Origin of the sequence: Enterobacter sp. BNK-22 (genome assembly GCF_048684805.1) — a bacterium.
GTDB classification, from domain to species: Bacteria; Pseudomonadota; Gammaproteobacteria; order Enterobacterales; family Enterobacteriaceae; genus Enterobacter; species Enterobacter quasiroggenkampii.
The window spans coordinates 39,620-57,441 of record NZ_JBLQTT010000002.1 but is presented as its reverse complement, the minus strand read 5'-3'; the positions used below and the strand labels follow the sequence as shown (position 1 = coordinate 57,441).

General features: G+C 49.8%; 15 protein-coding genes and 3 pseudogenes. 8 read left to right on the top strand and 10 right to left on the bottom strand.

The genetic code is table 11. The annotated features are described in order from the left end of the window. Positions 1-31: 31 nt before the first annotated feature. From ACMGGE_RS22515 to ACMGGE_RS22500, 4 genes are all read right to left on the bottom strand, one after another. Positions 32-589 carry a hypothetical protein gene (locus ACMGGE_RS22515; RefSeq protein ID WP_420290664.1) on the bottom strand — a complete coding sequence of 186 codons (558 nt, stop codon included), beginning with the start codon at positions 587-589 and terminating at the stop codon, positions 32-34. Between the two features lie 70 nt (positions 590-659). Beyond that, the gene (locus tag ACMGGE_RS22510; RefSeq protein ID WP_420294204.1) at positions 660-5,594 is read right to left on the bottom strand and encodes an AIDA repeat-containing protein; all 4,935 of its coding nucleotides are present in this window, start codon (positions 5,592-5,594) and stop codon (positions 660-662) included. An 11-nt stretch (positions 5,595-5,605) separates the two neighbouring features. After that, entirely contained in the window at positions 5,606-6,775 is a 1,170-nt protein-coding gene (locus tag ACMGGE_RS22505) for an autotransporter strand-loop-strand O-heptosyltransferase (protein WP_420290662.1), read from the bottom strand. Between the two features lie 235 nt (positions 6,776-7,010). Then, a complete protein-coding gene (locus tag ACMGGE_RS22500; protein WP_420290661.1) occupies positions 7,011-7,808 on the bottom strand; it encodes an EAL domain-containing protein in 798 nt (265 codons plus the stop codon). Between the two features lie 325 nt (positions 7,809-8,133). Here ACMGGE_RS22500 and ACMGGE_RS22495 point away from each other — a divergent pair, with 325 nt between their 5' ends. From ACMGGE_RS22495 to ACMGGE_RS22475, 5 genes are all read left to right on the top strand, one after another. Then, positions 8,134-8,958: a winged helix-turn-helix domain-containing protein gene (locus ACMGGE_RS22495; RefSeq protein WP_420290660.1), complete on the top strand. Its 825-nt coding sequence runs from the start codon at positions 8,134-8,136 to the stop codon at positions 8,956-8,958. Further along, positions 8,942-9,430 carry a hypothetical protein gene (locus tag ACMGGE_RS22490; RefSeq protein ID WP_420290659.1) on the top strand — a complete coding sequence of 163 codons (489 nt, stop codon included), beginning with the start codon at positions 8,942-8,944 and terminating at the stop codon, positions 9,428-9,430. Before ACMGGE_RS22495 ends, ACMGGE_RS22490 begins: the two co-directional genes overlap by 17 nt. 441 nt (positions 9,431-9,871) lie before the next feature. Further along, a complete protein-coding gene (locus ACMGGE_RS22485; protein WP_420290658.1) occupies positions 9,872-10,846 on the top strand; it encodes a diguanylate cyclase domain-containing protein in 975 nt (324 codons plus the stop codon). Between the two features lie 404 nt (positions 10,847-11,250). Continuing rightward, positions 11,251-11,484, top strand: a complete 234-nt coding sequence (locus ACMGGE_RS22480) for a hypothetical protein (RefSeq protein ID WP_420290657.1) — start codon at positions 11,251-11,253, stop codon at positions 11,482-11,484. Positions 11,485-11,520: 36 nt separating this feature from the next. Then, positions 11,521-12,195: an SOS response-associated peptidase gene (locus ACMGGE_RS22475; RefSeq protein ID WP_420294203.1), complete on the top strand. Its 675-nt coding sequence runs from the start codon at positions 11,521-11,523 to the stop codon at positions 12,193-12,195. Between the two features lie 51 nt (positions 12,196-12,246). On the opposite strand, the pseudogene ACMGGE_RS22470 reads toward ACMGGE_RS22475, so the two are convergent. Further along, positions 12,247-12,448, bottom strand: a pseudogene (locus tag ACMGGE_RS22470) (cold shock domain-containing protein). Between the two features lie 299 nt (positions 12,449-12,747). Between ACMGGE_RS22470 and ACMGGE_RS22465 the strand changes: the two are divergent. Beyond that, entirely contained in the window at positions 12,748-12,966 is a 219-nt protein-coding gene (locus ACMGGE_RS22465; protein WP_042719078.1) for a cold shock domain-containing protein, read from the top strand. Between the two features lie 241 nt (positions 12,967-13,207). On the opposite strand, the gene ACMGGE_RS22460 is transcribed toward ACMGGE_RS22465, so the two are convergent. Further along, complete coding sequence (locus tag ACMGGE_RS22460; protein WP_420290655.1) at positions 13,208-13,372, bottom strand: YnfU family zinc-binding protein; 165 nt, start codon at positions 13,370-13,372, stop codon at positions 13,208-13,210. Positions 13,373-13,520: 148 nt separating this feature from the next. Here ACMGGE_RS22460 and ACMGGE_RS22455 point away from each other — a divergent pair, with 148 nt between their 5' ends. Continuing rightward, positions 13,521-13,748, top strand: coding sequence for a hypothetical protein (locus tag ACMGGE_RS22455; RefSeq protein WP_420290654.1), 228 nt, complete (start codon positions 13,521-13,523; stop codon positions 13,746-13,748). A gap of 172 nt (positions 13,749-13,920) precedes the next feature. After that, complete coding sequence (locus tag ACMGGE_RS22450; protein ID WP_420290653.1) at positions 13,921-14,259, top strand: hypothetical protein; 339 nt, start codon at positions 13,921-13,923, stop codon at positions 14,257-14,259. Between the two features lie 375 nt (positions 14,260-14,634). Here the strand turns inward: ACMGGE_RS22450 and ACMGGE_RS22445 are convergent, their stop codons facing one another. The 4 genes and pseudogenes from ACMGGE_RS22445 to ACMGGE_RS22430 all read right to left on the bottom strand — a co-directional run. Continuing rightward, on the bottom strand, positions 14,635-15,903 hold the full coding sequence (locus ACMGGE_RS22445) for a Y-family DNA polymerase (RefSeq protein ID WP_420290652.1): 1,269 nt from the start codon (positions 15,901-15,903) through the stop codon (positions 14,635-14,637). Positions 15,904-15,905: 2 nt separating this feature from the next. After that, the gene (locus tag ACMGGE_RS22440; protein ID WP_420290651.1) at positions 15,906-16,325 is read right to left on the bottom strand and encodes a translesion error-prone DNA polymerase V autoproteolytic subunit; all 420 of its coding nucleotides are present in this window, start codon (positions 16,323-16,325) and stop codon (positions 15,906-15,908) included. Between the two features lie 172 nt (positions 16,326-16,497). After that, positions 16,498-16,854 (bottom strand): annotated as a pseudogene (locus ACMGGE_RS22435) (recombinase family protein); the annotation flags it as partial. 116 nt (positions 16,855-16,970) lie between these two features. Further along, positions 16,971-17,516 (bottom strand): annotated as a pseudogene (locus ACMGGE_RS22430) (terminase small subunit); the annotation flags it as partial. Positions 17,517-17,822: the final 306 nt, after the last annotated feature.

Genomic DNA, 17,822 nt, shown 5'->3' with positions numbered 1-17,822 from the left:
CAATAAAATCGCAATGCAGGCAGCCTGATATTTAATTAATCTCCAGCCGGTTATCTGACACACAGGTAGCCGCCGCCATTTCTGACGAAAAATATTTACGCATCTGGCCTATATCGCGCAGGTTTAGCTTGATAGCCATTATTCGCACGCGTGAATACAGCGTTTTATGGTTTAACTTCATCGCACGCGCCATGCTTGGCACATCCCTGTACTTTAAAATTTCATTAGCAATTAGCTTCTCTTTGTGTGTCATCATGCTCAGCTTCGTATAAGATCGTATGTACTTCACTGCAAACGCATAATTTGGCACCCTGGCTGTCCGTATCACCTTTTTAAGGCGTAACAGAGAATCAAGGACATGAAAGGCGGTGATCGAAATCAGCATTTTTGAAAGAATGCCTGTGCCTTTCAGGAAATATATTTTCTGCTCACGATGTAAATTCGCATCCTTCATGACCTTCAATAATTCATATAGCGAATAATATGAATCGATATCCACTACACAAATATCTTTGCATTTATATTCGCTCAGGATTTCCTGAAACGCATGACAGATAAATACATTCCTGGTGAGAATGATATTTTTCATAAGGAGACCGTAATTAAATAAAAAAGGGGGCACAGTGAGAGGCATATCCTCTCACTGTGACTGTCAGCGATTAAAATCCAAACCGGATCCCCACCACGCCCTGGACCGGCGCCTCGACGTGGCTGCCCTGACGGTAGTTTGCCTCACCGTACAGAGTCACATCTTTGCCCACGTCAACCGACGCGCCCAGGCCGTACCTGCCTGACGTGCCTTTGACGTTGTTGTCAAAGCGGTTACGCCCGTTGATCGTTACTTCATTCGAGTCAGCAAACTCATGCACCACCGCAGCGGACAGGTAAGGTTTGAACTCAGTTGCTCCCAGGCTGAACTTGCCGGCAAGCTTCGCACCCGCCTCACCCGTGACGGAACGCGGGGTCCCGGTACTGCCCTTCATGCCGTTACTGAGCTTCACGTCCTCACCGGTCATCTGCACGAACGACATCCGGGCATAAGGAGTGAGGCTCAGGTCGTCACTGATGCTGAACTGGTATCCCCCTTCCACGGCGGTACTGAGCGCATACTGCGTCCAGTCGCCACCGGTAATGCCCCCGTTGGTCATGACCGCCCTGAGCTTGTTGTTCAGGCGGTTACCCTTCACCACCCCGTCAGCGTAGAAGCCGCTGGCATCAAACCAGGTCGCATACAGGCCGAGGCCGTAGCTGTCGATTTTGCTTTTACCGCCGCGGGCATGCTTCACCGTGTTGTCGCTGTAAGACATGAACGCACCCGTGACAAGGCTGCCGCGCTCAAAGTCAGTCCGGATGTCGGCACCGATTTCCAGTCCGTTCTGGTTCAGGGTGTAGGCTGCGCCGTTGCTGGTATCCGTGTGGTTCTTGCTGCCGAGATAATGACCCCAGACGCTGCTTTCCGGTCCGGTTTTGTCCAGGCTCGCGCGATACGTGCGAAGACCATCCAGCTCGCCATGGATCACGTTCAGACCGGCATTGGACATGGCCAGAACAGCGTCGGTTGCTGGGGTGGTCATCGGCTTCTTGCCGCCGCTGCCGTTACCGCCCGCGTTGCCGTTGTCGCCACCGCCAGGATTTTCACCTCCGCCAGGATTTTCACCTCCGCCAGGGTTTTCACCACCGCCAGGGTTCTCACCACCGCCAGGGTTCTCACCACCGCCAGGGTTCTCGCCACCGCCAGGGTTCTCGCCGCCGCCCGGGTTCTCACCGCCGCCAGGGTTCTCACCGCCGCCAGGATTTTCACCACCGCCAGGATTTTCACCGCCGCCCGGGTTCTCACCGCCGCCAGGGTTCTCACCGCCGCCAGGGTTTTCGCCGCCGCCCGGGTTCTCACCACCGCCAGGGTTCTCACCGCCGCCAGGGTTCTCGCCACCGCCAGGGTTTTCACCGCCGCCAGGGTTTTCACCGCCGCCAGGGTTCTCACCTCCGCCAGGGTTTTCACCTCCGCCAGGGTTTTCACCACCGCCAGGGTTCTCACCACCGCCAGGGTTCTCACCACCGCCAGGGTTCTCGCCACCGCCAGGGTTCTCGCCGCCGCCCGGGTTCTCACCGCCGCCAGGGTTCTCACCGCCGCCAGGATTTTCACCACCGCCAGGATTTTCACCGCCGCCCGGGTTCTCACCGCCGCCAGGGTTCTCACCGCCGCCAGGGTTTTCGCCGCCGCCCGGGTTCTCACCACCGCCAGGGTTCTCACCGCCGCCAGGGTTCTCGCCACCGCCAGGGTTTTCACCGCCGCCAGGGTTTTCACCGCCGCCAGGGTTTTCACCGCCGCCAGGGTTCTCACCTCCGCCAGGGTTTTCACCTCCGCCAGGGTTTTCACCACCGCCAGGGTTCTCGCCACCGTTATCCATGGCACCGAGATACCAGACGTTACCGCCGGTATGGCCGTCCTTATCCTGCTGGCTGTACAGGGTGTACATGTAGGTACCGCCATCCACGAATCGGGTGCTTCGGCCGGACGCCGTGACCAGTTCAAAGTCAATGTCACCACCCTTCTCATGAATCAGATTCAGCGTCAGGTCATCGTGGCTCGATATCTCTTTACCGGAGTCAGCCACGGCAAGACCAAACTGGCCTGAGCCCTGCTCAATCGTGACGAAGTTGCCGGCTTTATCAGCCAGTGAGGTGTTCAGGAGGAAGTTCCCGGTGCCGTTCAGCTCCATAATCGTCAGCTTTGCAAATTCACCGTCGCTGTTGCGCAGGAAGTTGACGTTGCCGCCGTCCATGGTGAGCTTACCGACCTGAGCCGTGTCCAGGCTGGCTGTGGCATCAGTAAGGTCGCTGACTGAGAGAGTGCCCCCGGAGATGTTGACGTCCGTTGCGAGAGCGCCGGCGTCCATCAACAGTTCGCCACCGGCGTTCACGCGGGTTTCGCCGTCGGCCACTGCACCGTTTCTCAGCCAGGACTGGCCGCCGTTTATAGTTGTGTCGGTGGTTTTACCGCCGCTGGTGATATACTGATAACCACTATTGATGGTGGTATCAGTGACCGAGCCGCCACTGTAGACGGCCTGATAACCAGCGTTGTGGATTGTGGTAGAGGTGGCAGAGCCCCCGGAGACGTACTGAGCACCACCGCTGTTGATGGTGGTATCAGTGACCGAGGCGCCACTGAGGACAGTCTGATAACCAGCACTGTTGATTGTGGTCGAGGTGGCCAAGCCGCCGCTGGAGACGTACTGCCTGCCACCACTTTTTATATCAGTAGAGTCGACCCGCCCACCACGAGAGACATGTTGAGCACCACCGCTGTTGATAGTTGTGAAAGTGGCCGATCCACCACCACCCAGGACGCCGATGACCTGAGTACCAGCGTTGATGGTAGTAGAAGTAGACAAACCTCCATCATAAATATCCTGAGAACCACTGTTGATGGTCGTTGAGAAAGCCGAGCCACCAAAGAAGATACTCTGAATACCACCACTGATGGTTGTGTCAGTGGCCGAGCCTCCACTGTAGACGTACTGAGCACCACCGCTGTTGATAGTGGTAAAGGTGGCCGAACCTCCACCGGAGACATGCTGATTCCCTCTACCATTGATAGTGGTATCAGTGGCCGAGCCGCCATTGCGGACGTGCTGACCACCACCACTGATGGTTGTGTCAGTGGCCGAGCCGCTGACGTACTGATAACCACCGCTGTTGATGGTGGTATCAGTGGCCGAGCCGCCATTGTAGACGTGCTGTTGCCCACCGCTGCTGACGGTTGTAATCGAGGCAACGCCGCCGCTGGAGACGTGCTGAACCCCCCAACCGTTGACAGTGGTAGAGGTGGCCGAGCCGCCATTGGAGACGTGCTGATAACCACTAATGATTGTGGTAGTGGTGGCCGAGCCGCCACTGTAGACGCGCTGTTGCCCACCACCATTGATAGTGGTAGAGGTGGCCGAGCCGCCGTTGTAGACGTACTGAGAACCACTATTGATTGTGGTAGTGGTGGCCGAGCCGCCGCTGGAGACGCGCTGTACACCACTGTTGATAGTGGTAGAAGTTGCCGAACCTCCACTGGAGACGTGCTGACCACCACCATTGATTGTGGTAGAGGTGGCCGAACCTCCACTGGAGACGTACTGATAACCACCACTGATGGTTGTGTCAGTGGCCGAGCCGCCACTGAAGATGTGCTGCTCACCAGCACTGTGGATAGTGGTGTCAGTGGCCGAGCCGCCATTGTAGACGTGCTGTTGCCCACCGCTGCTGACGGTTGTAATCGAGGCAACGCCGCCGCTAAAGACGCCTTGAGCCCCGCTGTTGATTATAGTAGAGGTGGCCGAGCCATAGACGTGCTGAGAACCACCACTATTTATGGTAGTAGAGGTGGCTGAGCCGCCGCTGGAGACGTGCTGAGTACCACCATAGATTGTGGTCGAGGTAGCCGAGCCGGCGCTGGAGACGTACTGAATACCACCACTGATGGTTGTGTCAGTGGCCGAACCGCCACTGGAGACGTACTGAATACCACCACTGTTGATTATAGTAGAGGTGGCTGAGCCTCCACTTAATACATCCTGATAACCACCATTGATATTGGTAGAATTGGTCGAACCTCCATTGGAGACGTACTGACCACCACCATTGATTGTGGTAGAGGTGGCAGAGCCTCCATTAATGACGTACTGACCACCGCCACTGATGGTTGTGTCAGTGGCCGAGCCGCCACTGGAGACGAACTGAGCACCACCATTGATAGTGGTAGAAGTTGCCGAACCTCCACTGGAGACGTGCTGATAACCACCATTGATGGTGGTGTCAGTGACCGAACCTCCACTGGAGACGTGCTGACCACCACCATTGATAGTGGTAGAAGTAGCCGAACCTCCACTGGAGACTTGCTGACCACCACCATTGATAGTGGTAGAAGTAGCCGAACCTCCACTGGAGACGCGCTGATAACCACCGCTGTTGATGGTAGTAGAAGTGGCCGAGCCGCCACTGGAGACGCGCTGACTACCACCGCTGTTGATGGTGGTATCAATCGCTTTACCACCGCTGCCAATGTCCTGTAATCCACCGTCGATAATCGTGGAGGAGGCAATGCCGTTGCCAAAGATAGCCTGGATACCACCGTTGCTGATGGTCGTAGAGGTGGCCGAGCCGCCAATATAAACGTGCTGCCTGCCGCCACTGCTTACTGTGGTATCTGTGGCAGAGCCGCCTTCAACATTCTGAGTGCCATCACTGTTAATGGTCGTGACAGTAGCTGTACCGCCATCGTAAACGAATTGCTCTCCGCTGGAGTTAATAGTAGTGGACGTAGCAGAGCCAAGGGCGTCGATGAGCAGCTGACCACCGCTGTTAATGGTCGTTGAGGTGGCCGTATCGCCTGAATACAGCTCCTGAGTACTCCCGTCTAACGTAACCCCTTCATAATTCACAGCCATAGCTGGCCCTGAAGGCAGCAGCATTGCACCCAGCAGCAGTGCCAGCGCGCTCTTTTTAGGCGTCAGCTTTGGGCGACCGGACCCGGTTGCCAGTTCAGAGGTGACAATCCACTGCTGGCGCGACTCGCACCAGACCGTGGTATATATCTTGTTCATGTTTATTTTCCTTACTTATCAACTAATCCTGAATGCAGACGATCCACCATGCCGATGACCTGTTTACCGGTTATCAGACTCGTGCACTCGTACTGTCGGGGGGTATTCTTGTGATGCGGACACCACAAATAATCCACGTGGTCAAAATCAACGGACGTGTCATCCCAGCAGCCGTTACAGCCATGGCTGCTGAACACTCGCCAGGGAGTGTAAAATTCGCTATTGGGGAGGCTGAATCCGCTGATTAACACCACCGGGATACCGGAAGCCCAGGCAAGCCATGACAGCCCGCTGCCCAGCCCGATAAAGAAGCTCGCATGCTTTAACAGGTCCACCCGCTCCTGAAGCGGAATATTGCCCGTGAAGTCTTCGGCACCCTGTGGAATGTGATTCCAGATGAAGCCCTGGCCATAATGTGCATGGCGGTCAATGCACAGCACCCGGTATCCCAGAGACTTAAGATGAGCAACGACCTCTGCCCAGCCATGGCCGTTATTCCAGTACTTTGCCTGGTTGGTTGACTGCGCGGCGATGCAGACGTACGGTTCCGCAATTTTCCGCTCCGCATCAAGCTTCAGGCGCGGCGGGCACTCCCGCGGATCTACTCCCAGGATGTAGCCGGCATTACGGTGGAAGCCGACCTTCCTGAAATCGATGGGCTGATGAGTGGTGTCGCCCTTAAAGAAAAGGCCGACATACCAGGACGCGTAGGGATTGAGCGTCTGCAGATTGTCCTTTGTGGAGAACGTGATCTCGGGATACTGCGCGCTGAGCAACTCGATGATTTCCTGCCCCATGACGCATTCGAGCTGACAGCGGTGCAGCTGGCGAAAGCGCTCTGCATAATGAAACCAGCCAAGCATGTCGCCCAGCGTGCCCGTCGGGAAAAAGATGACAACGGGCTTGTCTTTCATGTTCAGCGTTTCATCCAGGAGCGGAATCGCTTCTCCCTGGTGGAATACCTGGATACGAAAACGGACGTAATACTTTTTATTGCTGGTAACCCACCCACCTTCTGAATCGCAGCTGAAAAGAATATTGCCACTGTCATCATCCATTAAGATGACGTGCCATTTTCCTTCTGGCAGGTAAACGCGGGCGCCGTAATTAAAATCAAACAGAATACCTTCCGGCCCGGTACAGGTCGGCAACTCAGGCGGGTTCGGGAAGTTAGCAGACATAACTTATATATCCTCAGTAATAATTTAAATTGGTAGTGATGCAATAACCTGCACCACTGAATATTCAGTAATGTAATTTGTGGCAGCTTGAGAACTCTTTTATTTCAGATCTCAATGCGATTCAGACTTTACCTGTCTGCCTTACTGCAGGTGAGTAAAATGTTTTTGGCGTTTTAATTAATATTTAATCCAACGCCAGTGTTTGATGCTTAACGCGTTGTCATGATTCCAGAAGTCAAATGTGTCTACAAAACTCTCCCATGCTTAAAGGTTTTGAAAACAGATATCCCTGAAAAATCTGCACACCTCTCTCCTTTAAAAGCTCCAGCTGGACATTGTTTTCTATACCTTCTGCAACCACCTGGATTTGCAGTCTCTCGGACAGGGATATTATTGAATCGATGACAGCGGAATAAATCAGTGAACCATTACTGGCAACGGTCAGACATTTATCAATCTTGATTGTTGAGAAACCAGTATGCTCAATATATTTAAGGCACGCACTCCCGCTACCGAAATCATCAATAGCAAACCGAACGCCTGCATCGGAGAGTTGCTGCATTGTTTCAAGCGCAAAATCATCGAGAACCATTGTTCCACGCTCTACAATTTCAAGGATAACGGCTACCTTACCCTTAAAATGCTGATTAAAATCTTCAATAGCACTTATCACTCGTGGTGAGTTAAGTTGCTTTGAACAGATATTGAATGAAAGATGAAATCCTTCTGGTAACAGTTCCATATAGGGAGTGAAGTGATTTTTGACACTCTCAAGGAGCTCACACGTAACGTCGTTAATAATTTCACCAGACTCCATTAATGAAATATAACTTTCAGGCGTATACAGGATACCTTTCTTTTTTACTCTCAGCAGCACTTCCCCGCCAATTAGCTCCCGGGAGTTATATATTGGCTGTATATAAGGTATGAACTCTGCTTCGCTTAACTGGGCTGAAACAACCTTGTTTCTGACAGCTGTATGCCAGGAACTGAAGATGCTTTCAATTTTCATCAGTATCTTGATGAGTTTCATTTCTGTTAGCTCCTTATTCTCTACTGGCCACACCAGCCATCCTGCCCCAAGATTCGCTTAGTGAAGTCATCGCTTTTGCGTATTCTGGTGACTTCATTTTGTGGGGATATGGTATCCAGTCAATTCCTGAAGCGACAACATGTATCGCCAAACAACCTAATTACAAGTAAAAAATCCAAATTAAACACCAAATACAGATAATGTAACTACATAAAGTGCACAGCAAGGGGATTGTGGTATCATTGGAAACGAGTCGGCAGTATAAGTTTTCACCGGAAGTCTTCATCTTCTGGCCCCTTTAACCATGAGGCACGGAGAGTCGGAAATGGTTTATTTGATTGATATGCGGATTAAGTACCGTACTGAAGACGGCGCGATGTGGCTTAAGGACGATGAGGGTTCACTTATCGTCCTGACGGTGATAATGAACAGACTGCTTTCGTACCTGATTGAACAGCGTACTCAGGTTGTACCACGTGATGACCTGCTCCTTAACGTATGGGATTTACATGGCCTGCACTCTTCAAATCATACGCTGAACAAATACATTTCCGAGCTCAGGAAACAGTTCCGAATCTTTGGTGTCAGCACAGAGTGTATATCTACTATCCCCAAAATAGGTTTTATGTTTAACGGTGATGTGGACGTACAGATTATTGAAGATGCACCACAGGACATCATTACTGCCTCAGCCCCCGAAAGCGATACAGTTGAAATTGTTGACAGCACTGTAGAAAAAACAAAAGGGCCCTTTCTTTCCGGTCGCATATTTATAACAGCAGCAATGGTCCTGTGTGTCCTCGCAACGGCAATTTATTTTATGCTTGCTGGCGTAGTGCCCTGGAAAAACGTACAGATACCGAAGAACGATATGTCGACGTATTTTCTCTTCGACTATGGCCAGTGCCCGGTATACACCACTCAGAATAATTCCCCGGCGCTGTCAGAACGTAAAAAAATGATCTTCACCGAACTGGTCAAGGAGGGGGGGATTTCATGTCTGAATGGCACGACCTTCCTGTACCAGGTTTCCGAGGCTTATCTTTACGGCCGCGAAGGCCGGGCATTTATCAGCCGATGTACCTTGAAGGACAATGAATACATTTCCTGTCTGAATTATTACTGGAGTGGTTATGAACGCAGGATTTAAAAAAAAATGGATAACCTTATTTATCTCAGGGCTGATAATCATAGCCGCTGGGTTGACGTGGCTTAAGCGTTCACAGAAACCCGGCCTGACAATAAACTGTTCAACCATTCTTCATTATGATCATGCTAATCCGGATTATATTTCCACGCTGGAGTTAACATTCAGGCTGGACAGTGATTTTGAAGGGCTGGTTGTGCTCTCCGGTAGTATCGGGACCGCAAGTGGCAAGCAGACGGTCTCACGTAACATTATGTTTGACTATGACATTAAGACGCCGGGAGAAATAGTTGTGAGCAACATGCGTCATATTAAAACAGCACGGGATAATGCAGATGATGAGATTATCGAAAAGAGTTTTTTCTTTGTTCCTGAAGGCACAGAACGCCAGTTACGATTAAGCTCTACAGCCAATGCCTGGCTTTTGGGGAATCCGCAGTCACCTTTTGCACTGTGTGTGAATAAAAAAAACTGAGCGGAGCGCGTTCCTGCCGCAGGCTTGACGCGGACGTCTGAGTCCGGGTCAGGATTTATCGTTCCGGATGCGGATTAACCAGGCTCCAGAAATCTGACGCCTTACTCGCAAATGGAACCCTGTTCATTTTATTACACATAAACTTTCTTTCTGTGCTTCCGCAGCGCTAATGCCCATTCAGCAATAAACACCCCCCTTTTGTGCTCGGGCTGCATTAGTTCCGCTTTTCTTCCCTCTGGATCCGAAAATTGGCAAACAGGATCTGTGAGCCTGCAGTCTTAATGCGTGATTGTACCTTCAGGAACCGAAATTCCGAATACTGAACGTCTGCCACGGACAGGAATGGCGATAGTCACCGGCTCAAGTGCTGTGAACTATACTCAGCCAGACTCAGGCACATACTTGCCTGTTTATAAAATTCTGAACAGTCCAGGAGAGCACATGCAGGCACCCGGTATTCCGGAGAATGAAGAACAGAGACTGAAGTCCCTGTATATTACCGGTCTTCTTGATACCCGTGATGATGAACGCTTTGAACGCCTGACGCGGCTGGCCCGCAAAGCCTTTCAGGTTCCGGTGGCCCTGATTAGCCTGCTGGATCGCGAGCGCCAGTGGCTCCTCGCCTGTCAGGGCGTCGGCGTGCGCGAAACCCCACGTGATATTTCGTTCTGCGGGCACGCCATTCTGCAGAGGGGGCCTTTTATCATTCACGATGCGGCTGCCGATGCCCGGTTTCACGATAATCCTCTGGTCACCGGTGAGCCCCACATCCGGTTCTACGCCGGCCAGCCGGTGAGCCTGCCGGACGGCACGGTGGCCGGCACGCTGTGCCTGATCCACACCTCTCCCCGTGACTTCTCGGATGAGGACATTGCGTCCCTCCGGGACCTGGCCTGTATCGTAGAGGACGAATTCGAGGCCATCAGCATGACCATGACGGACAGCCTCACGGGCATTCCCAACCGGCGCGGGTTTTACCGCGCCGGCGAAAAACTCTTTCGCGCGATGAACCGGCAGGATGCGTCGTTCAGCCTCATCTATTTCGATCTGGACAAATTTAAACCGGTGAACGATCTCTGGGGACACGCTGAGGGTGACGAGGTGCTGAAGGTCTTTGCCGGCTTTTTACATCAGCACCTCGAACCGGGCGAAATTGCAGGCCGCCTCGGCGGGGATGAGTTTGCCGCCCTTCTTCGGCGGGACGGTAACACCGTCTCTTTTCTGGACGCACTGAGTGCCAGTCTCGATCATTACAATGACACCTCGGGTAAGCCCTACAACATCAATTTCTCCTTTGGCGAACTGATCAATAACGCAGACCAGTATGCGACGCTGGCGGAGATGATCGGTAAATGTGACGAAGTGATGTACCTGAAGAAAAAACGAAAGATCTTGTCACAGAAAACAGAACCTTGACCCCTATTTCCCTGCTGACCCCGCTCCACGGACCCGCGGTTCAGCCGTACAGCAAAACACACCTTTTTTTGATTTCATGACGCATAATTCATTTTTAGTTGCTTCTTGAGCAATAATGCGTTCCCGATAGTAATTTGCATTAATTAGTGCTTTATCTGCATGTGCGGCATCTTTTTGACGAACTAAGTTGAAGTAAGTCAGTAGCTAGCTAAAACCAAAGCATTAGCGCAAGACGAGTCACTGCCTTATGAGGTTTTGAGTTGTTTTGAGCTGATTTTTTGCCCCAACTATGCCCCATCATCAAAATCTTGCGAGCGTTTTTCCATTATCCACTTCCGGACGTTTACCCTCCATCCAAATCCGTTCAAACTCTTTGCATCACTCCCAACTACAGCATCAGGACGATGAAACAGAAAACCTACCACTACATCAGAGGCAGCGATGTTGTTCGCGACGGAATGTTCCTTGAGCTCATAGAGGCGGATACCTCCCCGCAAAAGCAACTCGCTGAAGTTTTCTACTCGGAAGTAACACACGAGCTAACCCTGACCTATCAGGAACCCGACATCCCAATCTCAGTGATGAACGATTTCATGGATGCCGCATTGAAACTTCTGCCGCCGGAAAAAACGGGATAACACCTATACTTTCAGTCTGACTGACTGGAGGTTTCTATGTGTGGACGTTTTGCACAAGCCCAAACCCGCGAAGAATATCTGGCATACCTGGCCGATGAAGCCGATCGCGACATCGCATACGACCCGGAACCCATTGGACGTTACAACGTGGCACCAGGTACCAAAGTCCTGCTGTTGAGCGAACGCGACGAACAGCTGCATCTCGATCCGGTTCTCTGGTCCTACGCGCCCGGGTGGTGGGATAAGCCGCCACTGATTAACGCGCGCGTCGAGACGGCGGCTACGAGTCGCATGTTCAAACCGTTATGGCTGCATGGACGGGCGATTTGTTTCGCAGATGGGTGGTTCGAATGGAAGAAGGAAGGAGACAAGAAACAGCCCTACTTCATTCACCGTGCCGACGGCCAGCCAATATTTATGCCATCGATCGGCAGCACACCATTTGAGCGCGGCGATGAAGCAGAAGGTTTTCTCATCGTGACATCTGCAGCTGATAAAGGTTTGGTCGACATTCACGACCGCCGACCACTTGTTTTGTCACCAGAAGCGGCCCGGGAATGGATACGGCAGGACGTTGGAGGGAAAGAAGCGAAAGAGATTGCATCTGACGGCTCTGTACCAGCTGAGATGTTTATCTGGCATGCTGTGACCCGTGAAGTAGGAAGAGTAAAAAATCAGGGGAGAAAATTGATAGAACAAATAGATATATAATCTGATGTACTTTTGATGTGCACTTTATATTTGGTTCAACATTATCTTACTTTAAGAAATAAATATATTTGCAGCCATCGAACCACTAAGCTCATTTATACGATAAAATTCAACACGAACGCCAGGTTTTAACGTTTGGCTTTCATTATTACTCAATGCAGAAATATGTAAAAAAAACATCTTTTCTGCCATCTGATGGGATAATCAATCCCTTTCCGCTCTTGAAGTCAAAACTTTTGACAATTCCTGTCATTTTACGAGAAAAATATTTTCCTAATGGCAATCCAGATTGAACTATACAGGATTGGTTAATAATAGCTAATCCTATTTTAACGGCCTTCTGGAAGGCTAAAATAAAATTTGCTTAATCATTCAACACGTGCCTTAATGGTTTGACTGATTCGTTGCGATGATGAATCTAACTTTTCCAAAAGCCGTTCTCATAACCAGGTGTTATCTCTGATACCTCCTCCTCTTGAGTCCATACGTATACCCTAATACGTTTCTTATCATGAGCTTGCTTGTCAGTTTAAATATTCATACGGAGTTTGTATGTCATCTAAAATCATAGGTCTTGTTAAGTGGTTTAACGAAGATAAGGGGTTTGGTTTTATCTCCCCACTCGATGGAAGTAAAGATGTTCTTGTTCACACTTCTTCCCTGCTGGGAGAAACATTTAATACTCTATTTGAAGGACAAAAAGTCAAATTCGCTATCATAGCTGGAACTAAAGGTCCAATCGCTGCCAATGTAACACTTTGCGATAGATAATTTTTAGATGGTTTACTTAAGCCAGCATGACTTTATCAGTGGAAGGTGATTGCTCGGTTACGCACATCATTACAACAGGCCAGCATATTTACTTACTATCAAGTTTGCTGACCGATGTGATGAAATGCAGGACTGCTGCATGAACAGTCTCAAAGCAGAAGCTAACTGCTTATAAAATATTAAAGTGCGTAAGAGGTTAGGCAGCCTCTAAAAGCATCACTTCTTATTTTTTATTAATTTTTTAGAAGCGCTGGGAAGATTTGAATAAAGCACAGCAGTACGGGCACACCAATTGAGCCCCCTTTTGTACACGATTGTAACTATGTTCGGAATCTTTTGAGCATTTTGGACAAAGACATTTTACTAAATAATTTCGGCGGAATTGAGTGTTTTTACGTGCAGACATAGACTTCTCCAGTTCAAATGGACCGTTACAGTACACGTTAAGGCAGTATAATGCTTGTTTTAATTTCGAAAGAGGCAAAAAAAATGGACAAAAAGAACCCTTTCGAACACCTGCAGGGGCTAAAAACCCTCAAAGTACATGGTGATATATGAAAAAAGTAATCATTTTTTTTAATGGTAAGCCAGGTAAAGTTATCACTGTGCTTAAAGGTGTGACATCAATACGCGAAGAATATCCTAATGGAGAAGTGATAAACCTTCAGATAATGTCAGCAGGTTTACCCTCTTTAACAGGTGACCATGAAGTGGCCCATGTGGCATCAGATCGAGAGCTTACCTCTCAGGAAATATTAGATGCTGCGCAGAAGTATCTTTGACGTTAGGGATTCAACACCGACATTCATGAAATCATTATTATAACTACGTTTAATTATTATAGCCTGCTTAACGCAGGCTTTTTTTACCCCCACACAAACATTTATAATTAAGACATATACATCCAACACCATGGCAATATGACTTTATTGCTGAAGCAACCATAAGGCTTCCATGAAAATCCTACATTACACAGTATTAATAGTAATTGAAGCACGAGCCTCAGATAATAATATCAACCCTCTTCTCTTGGGTCTCTTGCATGACCGGAACTATTCAAGTAAGTCAAACCGAGGTGTCAAACTTCCATCCCATGCATTCATTGGTTCAGAGGGTCAGGCAGTTTTAGAGTGGGAGTCTGAAAAAGATGGAGCAGAAAAACTAAAAAAAAGACTCTACCAGATGCTGCATGGAATTACACGTTTAGAAGAATCTCCCACAGCAATTTTTCTAATGATTTGCCCAGAAGACAAAACCTTAACCTTTGTTTCAAGACTTAAAGTCAAAAAATGAACATCGATATTTTAACCTTCGCCATCTGAAAATACTTTGACCGTGCAAACTGCGAAAAAAATCATGAGGCACATCAGTAATTATTGTATCATTTGCTAAGCATTGCTGTTACATTCGGTTTAATGATGAATCCTCCTCAGCGGCAGGGCTAATTAACCTGATGATTTGTATATCAAGCGACTCATCGTGAATTTCTGAAGCAGCGAGTCACGAGTGGTTAGTTCAATGACTCACCGGGAGGCACCCGGCATCATATCCATAAGCCCCTGTATAATTGCAGGGGCTTATTTACATTACAAAAGCATAGTAGTAGACATATTACTGTTAATACTCATACCCGATAATTAGATTCGAATGAATAGACCGTTTAAAGAATCATCTAACTTTTATTAGGTCTGAATACCTCGTAGTATATCGTGGAGATAACATATCCCGTTTCATCTGCCACTGTTGCTGTATGCCCTGCCCTGCAAAATAGAGCGTTCCTTTCCCGCCTTTTGCGTTCAGGTGATCGAGCACTTCCATCAACCTTTCACTGTCGGCCCGCGGCGCGTTCTCGTCAAACAGATTAAGCTGGGCCACACCTTGACTGAAGAAGTCCCCGAGCATAATACCGGCTTTCTGGTACCGGTGACCATTCTTCCAGATTTTATCCAGGCACTTTACCGCAGCGTTGATAATATCGCGGGAATCCTGAGTGGGGGTAAGAAGTTTCATAGATGCACTGTTACCGTAATACGGCTCATTTAGGGCAAAGGGTGATGTCTTCACGAACGCCGAGATAAAACGGCAATACTGGTGCTCACCACGCAGTTTTTCAGCACCCCGCGCTGCATAGGAGCAAATGGCCTGCCTCATTTGTTCGTAATCAGTGACGCGTTCACCGAATGACCGGCTGCAGACGATTTCCTGCTTTGCAGGCGCAAATTCCTCCAGATCGAGACAGGGCTCACCGCGCAGTTCTCGGACGGTTCGCTCCAGGACGACATTGAAGTGCTTTCGAATAATCCACGTACTCTGCTCAGAGAGGTCCAGAGCCGTTTTAATGCCCATGGCGTTTAGCTTCTTGCTGATACGCCTACCGACGCCCCATACGTCCTCTACCGGCACGATAGCCAGTAATCGGCGCTGGCGATCGATATTGGACAGGTCCACTACCCCGCCGGTCTGCCGCTGCCATTTCTTTGCAGCGTGGTTGGCCAGCTTCGCCAGTGTCTTTGTCTGGGCAATCCCGACTCCGACAGTAAGGTGCGTACGCTTCAGAACTGTAGCGCGGATCTCTTTGCCGAACTCAGTCAGGTCCCGGCAGTTGCGAACACCGGTCAGGTCGCAAAAAGCTTCGTCGATACTGTAAATTTCGACACGAGGGCTCATTTCCTCAAGCGTCGTCATCACACGGTTCGACATGTCTGCATAGAGCTCATAGTTGCTGCTGAAGCAAACAACACCAGCGCGCCGGAACAACTCTTTTTGCTTGAAAAACGGCTCCCCCATGGTAATTCCAGCGGCCTTGGCCTCGGGGCTGCGCGCGATTACACAGCCATCATTATTCGAGAGCACGACCACCGGCCGCCCCCTCAGATCAGGTCTAAACACCGTCTCGCATGATGCGTAGAACGAATTCACATCACAGAGTGCAAACATGCTCAGTTCGCAGATTTCACGATAAAAGTCACGACACCGAACACATCAAGCGTGTCCTCGCTGCCGACAATTATCGGCGAGTAAGCGCTGTTCATCGGTATGAGCTGGACTGTCGGGCGTAGCTGCAGGCGCTTAACTGTAAACTCCCCTTCTACCGCGGCGATAACGATATCTCCATGCTCAGCTGTGCGCGAACTGTCCACAACCAGCAGGTCACCGTCACTGATCCCTGCTTCTATCATTGAGTCGCCAGCGGCCTTAACGAAATACGTTGAACTTGGGTGAGCGACAAGTAACTCATTAAGATCAATGCGCTGTTCAACGTAATCAGCTGCAGGGCTTGGGAAACCACACTGCACTAAGTCACTGAAAAGCGGAAGAGTAATAATTTCTCGCAGTTCTGCAGGCCTGGTGAACTCCATAATGCACACCTCGAATACTGTTTTTATATACAGTAGTTTTATTTACCAGGGTACGCAAGACACCGGATACGCTGTGACTGTTTAAAGCTTCGCCGTTTCGTTTGTAAGTTTCTCTCTCACTTCAGATTATGGTTATTGTAAATTTTCCGGCTGAACGTTCATGTGAACAAAATTAAGCCTGTTTAGAAGGAGGGAACTTTTTATACAGTGTGCAGACAGCCACATCGTAAATGATCGCCACCTGCTTCCTTTCAACCCCATCAGCAATGAGCCTCCCGGCCTGTGCCCATTGTTCGGCTGTTAACTTCGGACGCCTGCCGCCAATTCGCACCTTTTCCCTCGCAGCCGCCAAACCTGACCGGGTGCGTTCAACTATCAACTCCCTGTCCATTTCTGCGAGAGCAGACATAATATGAAAAATGAAACGCCCCATCGGACTTAAGGTATCGATGCTGTCAGTGAGGCTCTTGAAGTGAATACCGCGCTTTCGAAGCTCGTCCACCAGCAGCACCTGATTTCGCATGCTACCGGTGCACAGGGAGCACCGGCAGACTCCTGTCATTTCTTCAGAACTGACCACACGATTAACTATACCCAGAACATCAACAATCTGAATGAACCTGGCTTGTTTCCGCAGATGATTAACTTCTCTACCGCCGTTACCCCCCCGAGCCACTGGTAGTGATGACCGAAGCCCCAGCAGTAACGACACGCGCCGCGACGATACTGCGAAAGCTGGTTTGCATCGAAGGTGGCTAGCTGCCACATCTGTTCGAGTACCTCATCGGCACTGCCAAGCGTGCGCGCAATGGACGCTTTTTGCTGCTGCGCAATAGCCTGCGCAACGTTAGGATTCGCTATAAGCTGACGACCGTAGTTTGGGTCACTATAACCAGCACGCGCAGCGGCGGCTGTGGCGTTATTGTCCTTCAGGTATTCAGCAATAAAGCGCTTTACCTTCGCGCTTAGCTTTATGTCCACCAGCTCATCTGCGCTTTTATCTTTCTGCGCAGTGCGCACTATCTTTCGCGGGTAAATTTTTGTATTTTGCGCAGCAGTTTTCTTGATATAGCGGCGAGCAGTTACATAATTAAGATTATGCGCCTCGCACCATTCCTTAGGGGATATGCCAGTAGCAGCGTGATCAGACAGGAACCGCTTCTGCAGCTCGCCCCAGTCCGGCTTAGCCATTGTTACCTCTAAACTGAATGAACTTTAGACGTCACTCACAGCTTCAGTATTTGAAGCAATGAAGTATTTTTCTCAAAGAAATCTTGAAATGAGGATTTAAGCTTATGAAATATGTATAACTACGATGACGTACAGAAAATCAAGACCAATCTCGAGTGGATAGTGCATCAAACCTCCGCCGAGTCTCATTTTCGCACTGAGCATGACCAATTAGTGATTTCCGATCTAATGGAACTCATCCAGACATATGAAACTCTTCTGGACCTCGTAAGTAAATTTGGTGCTTCTGTCTTAAACTCGGAAATC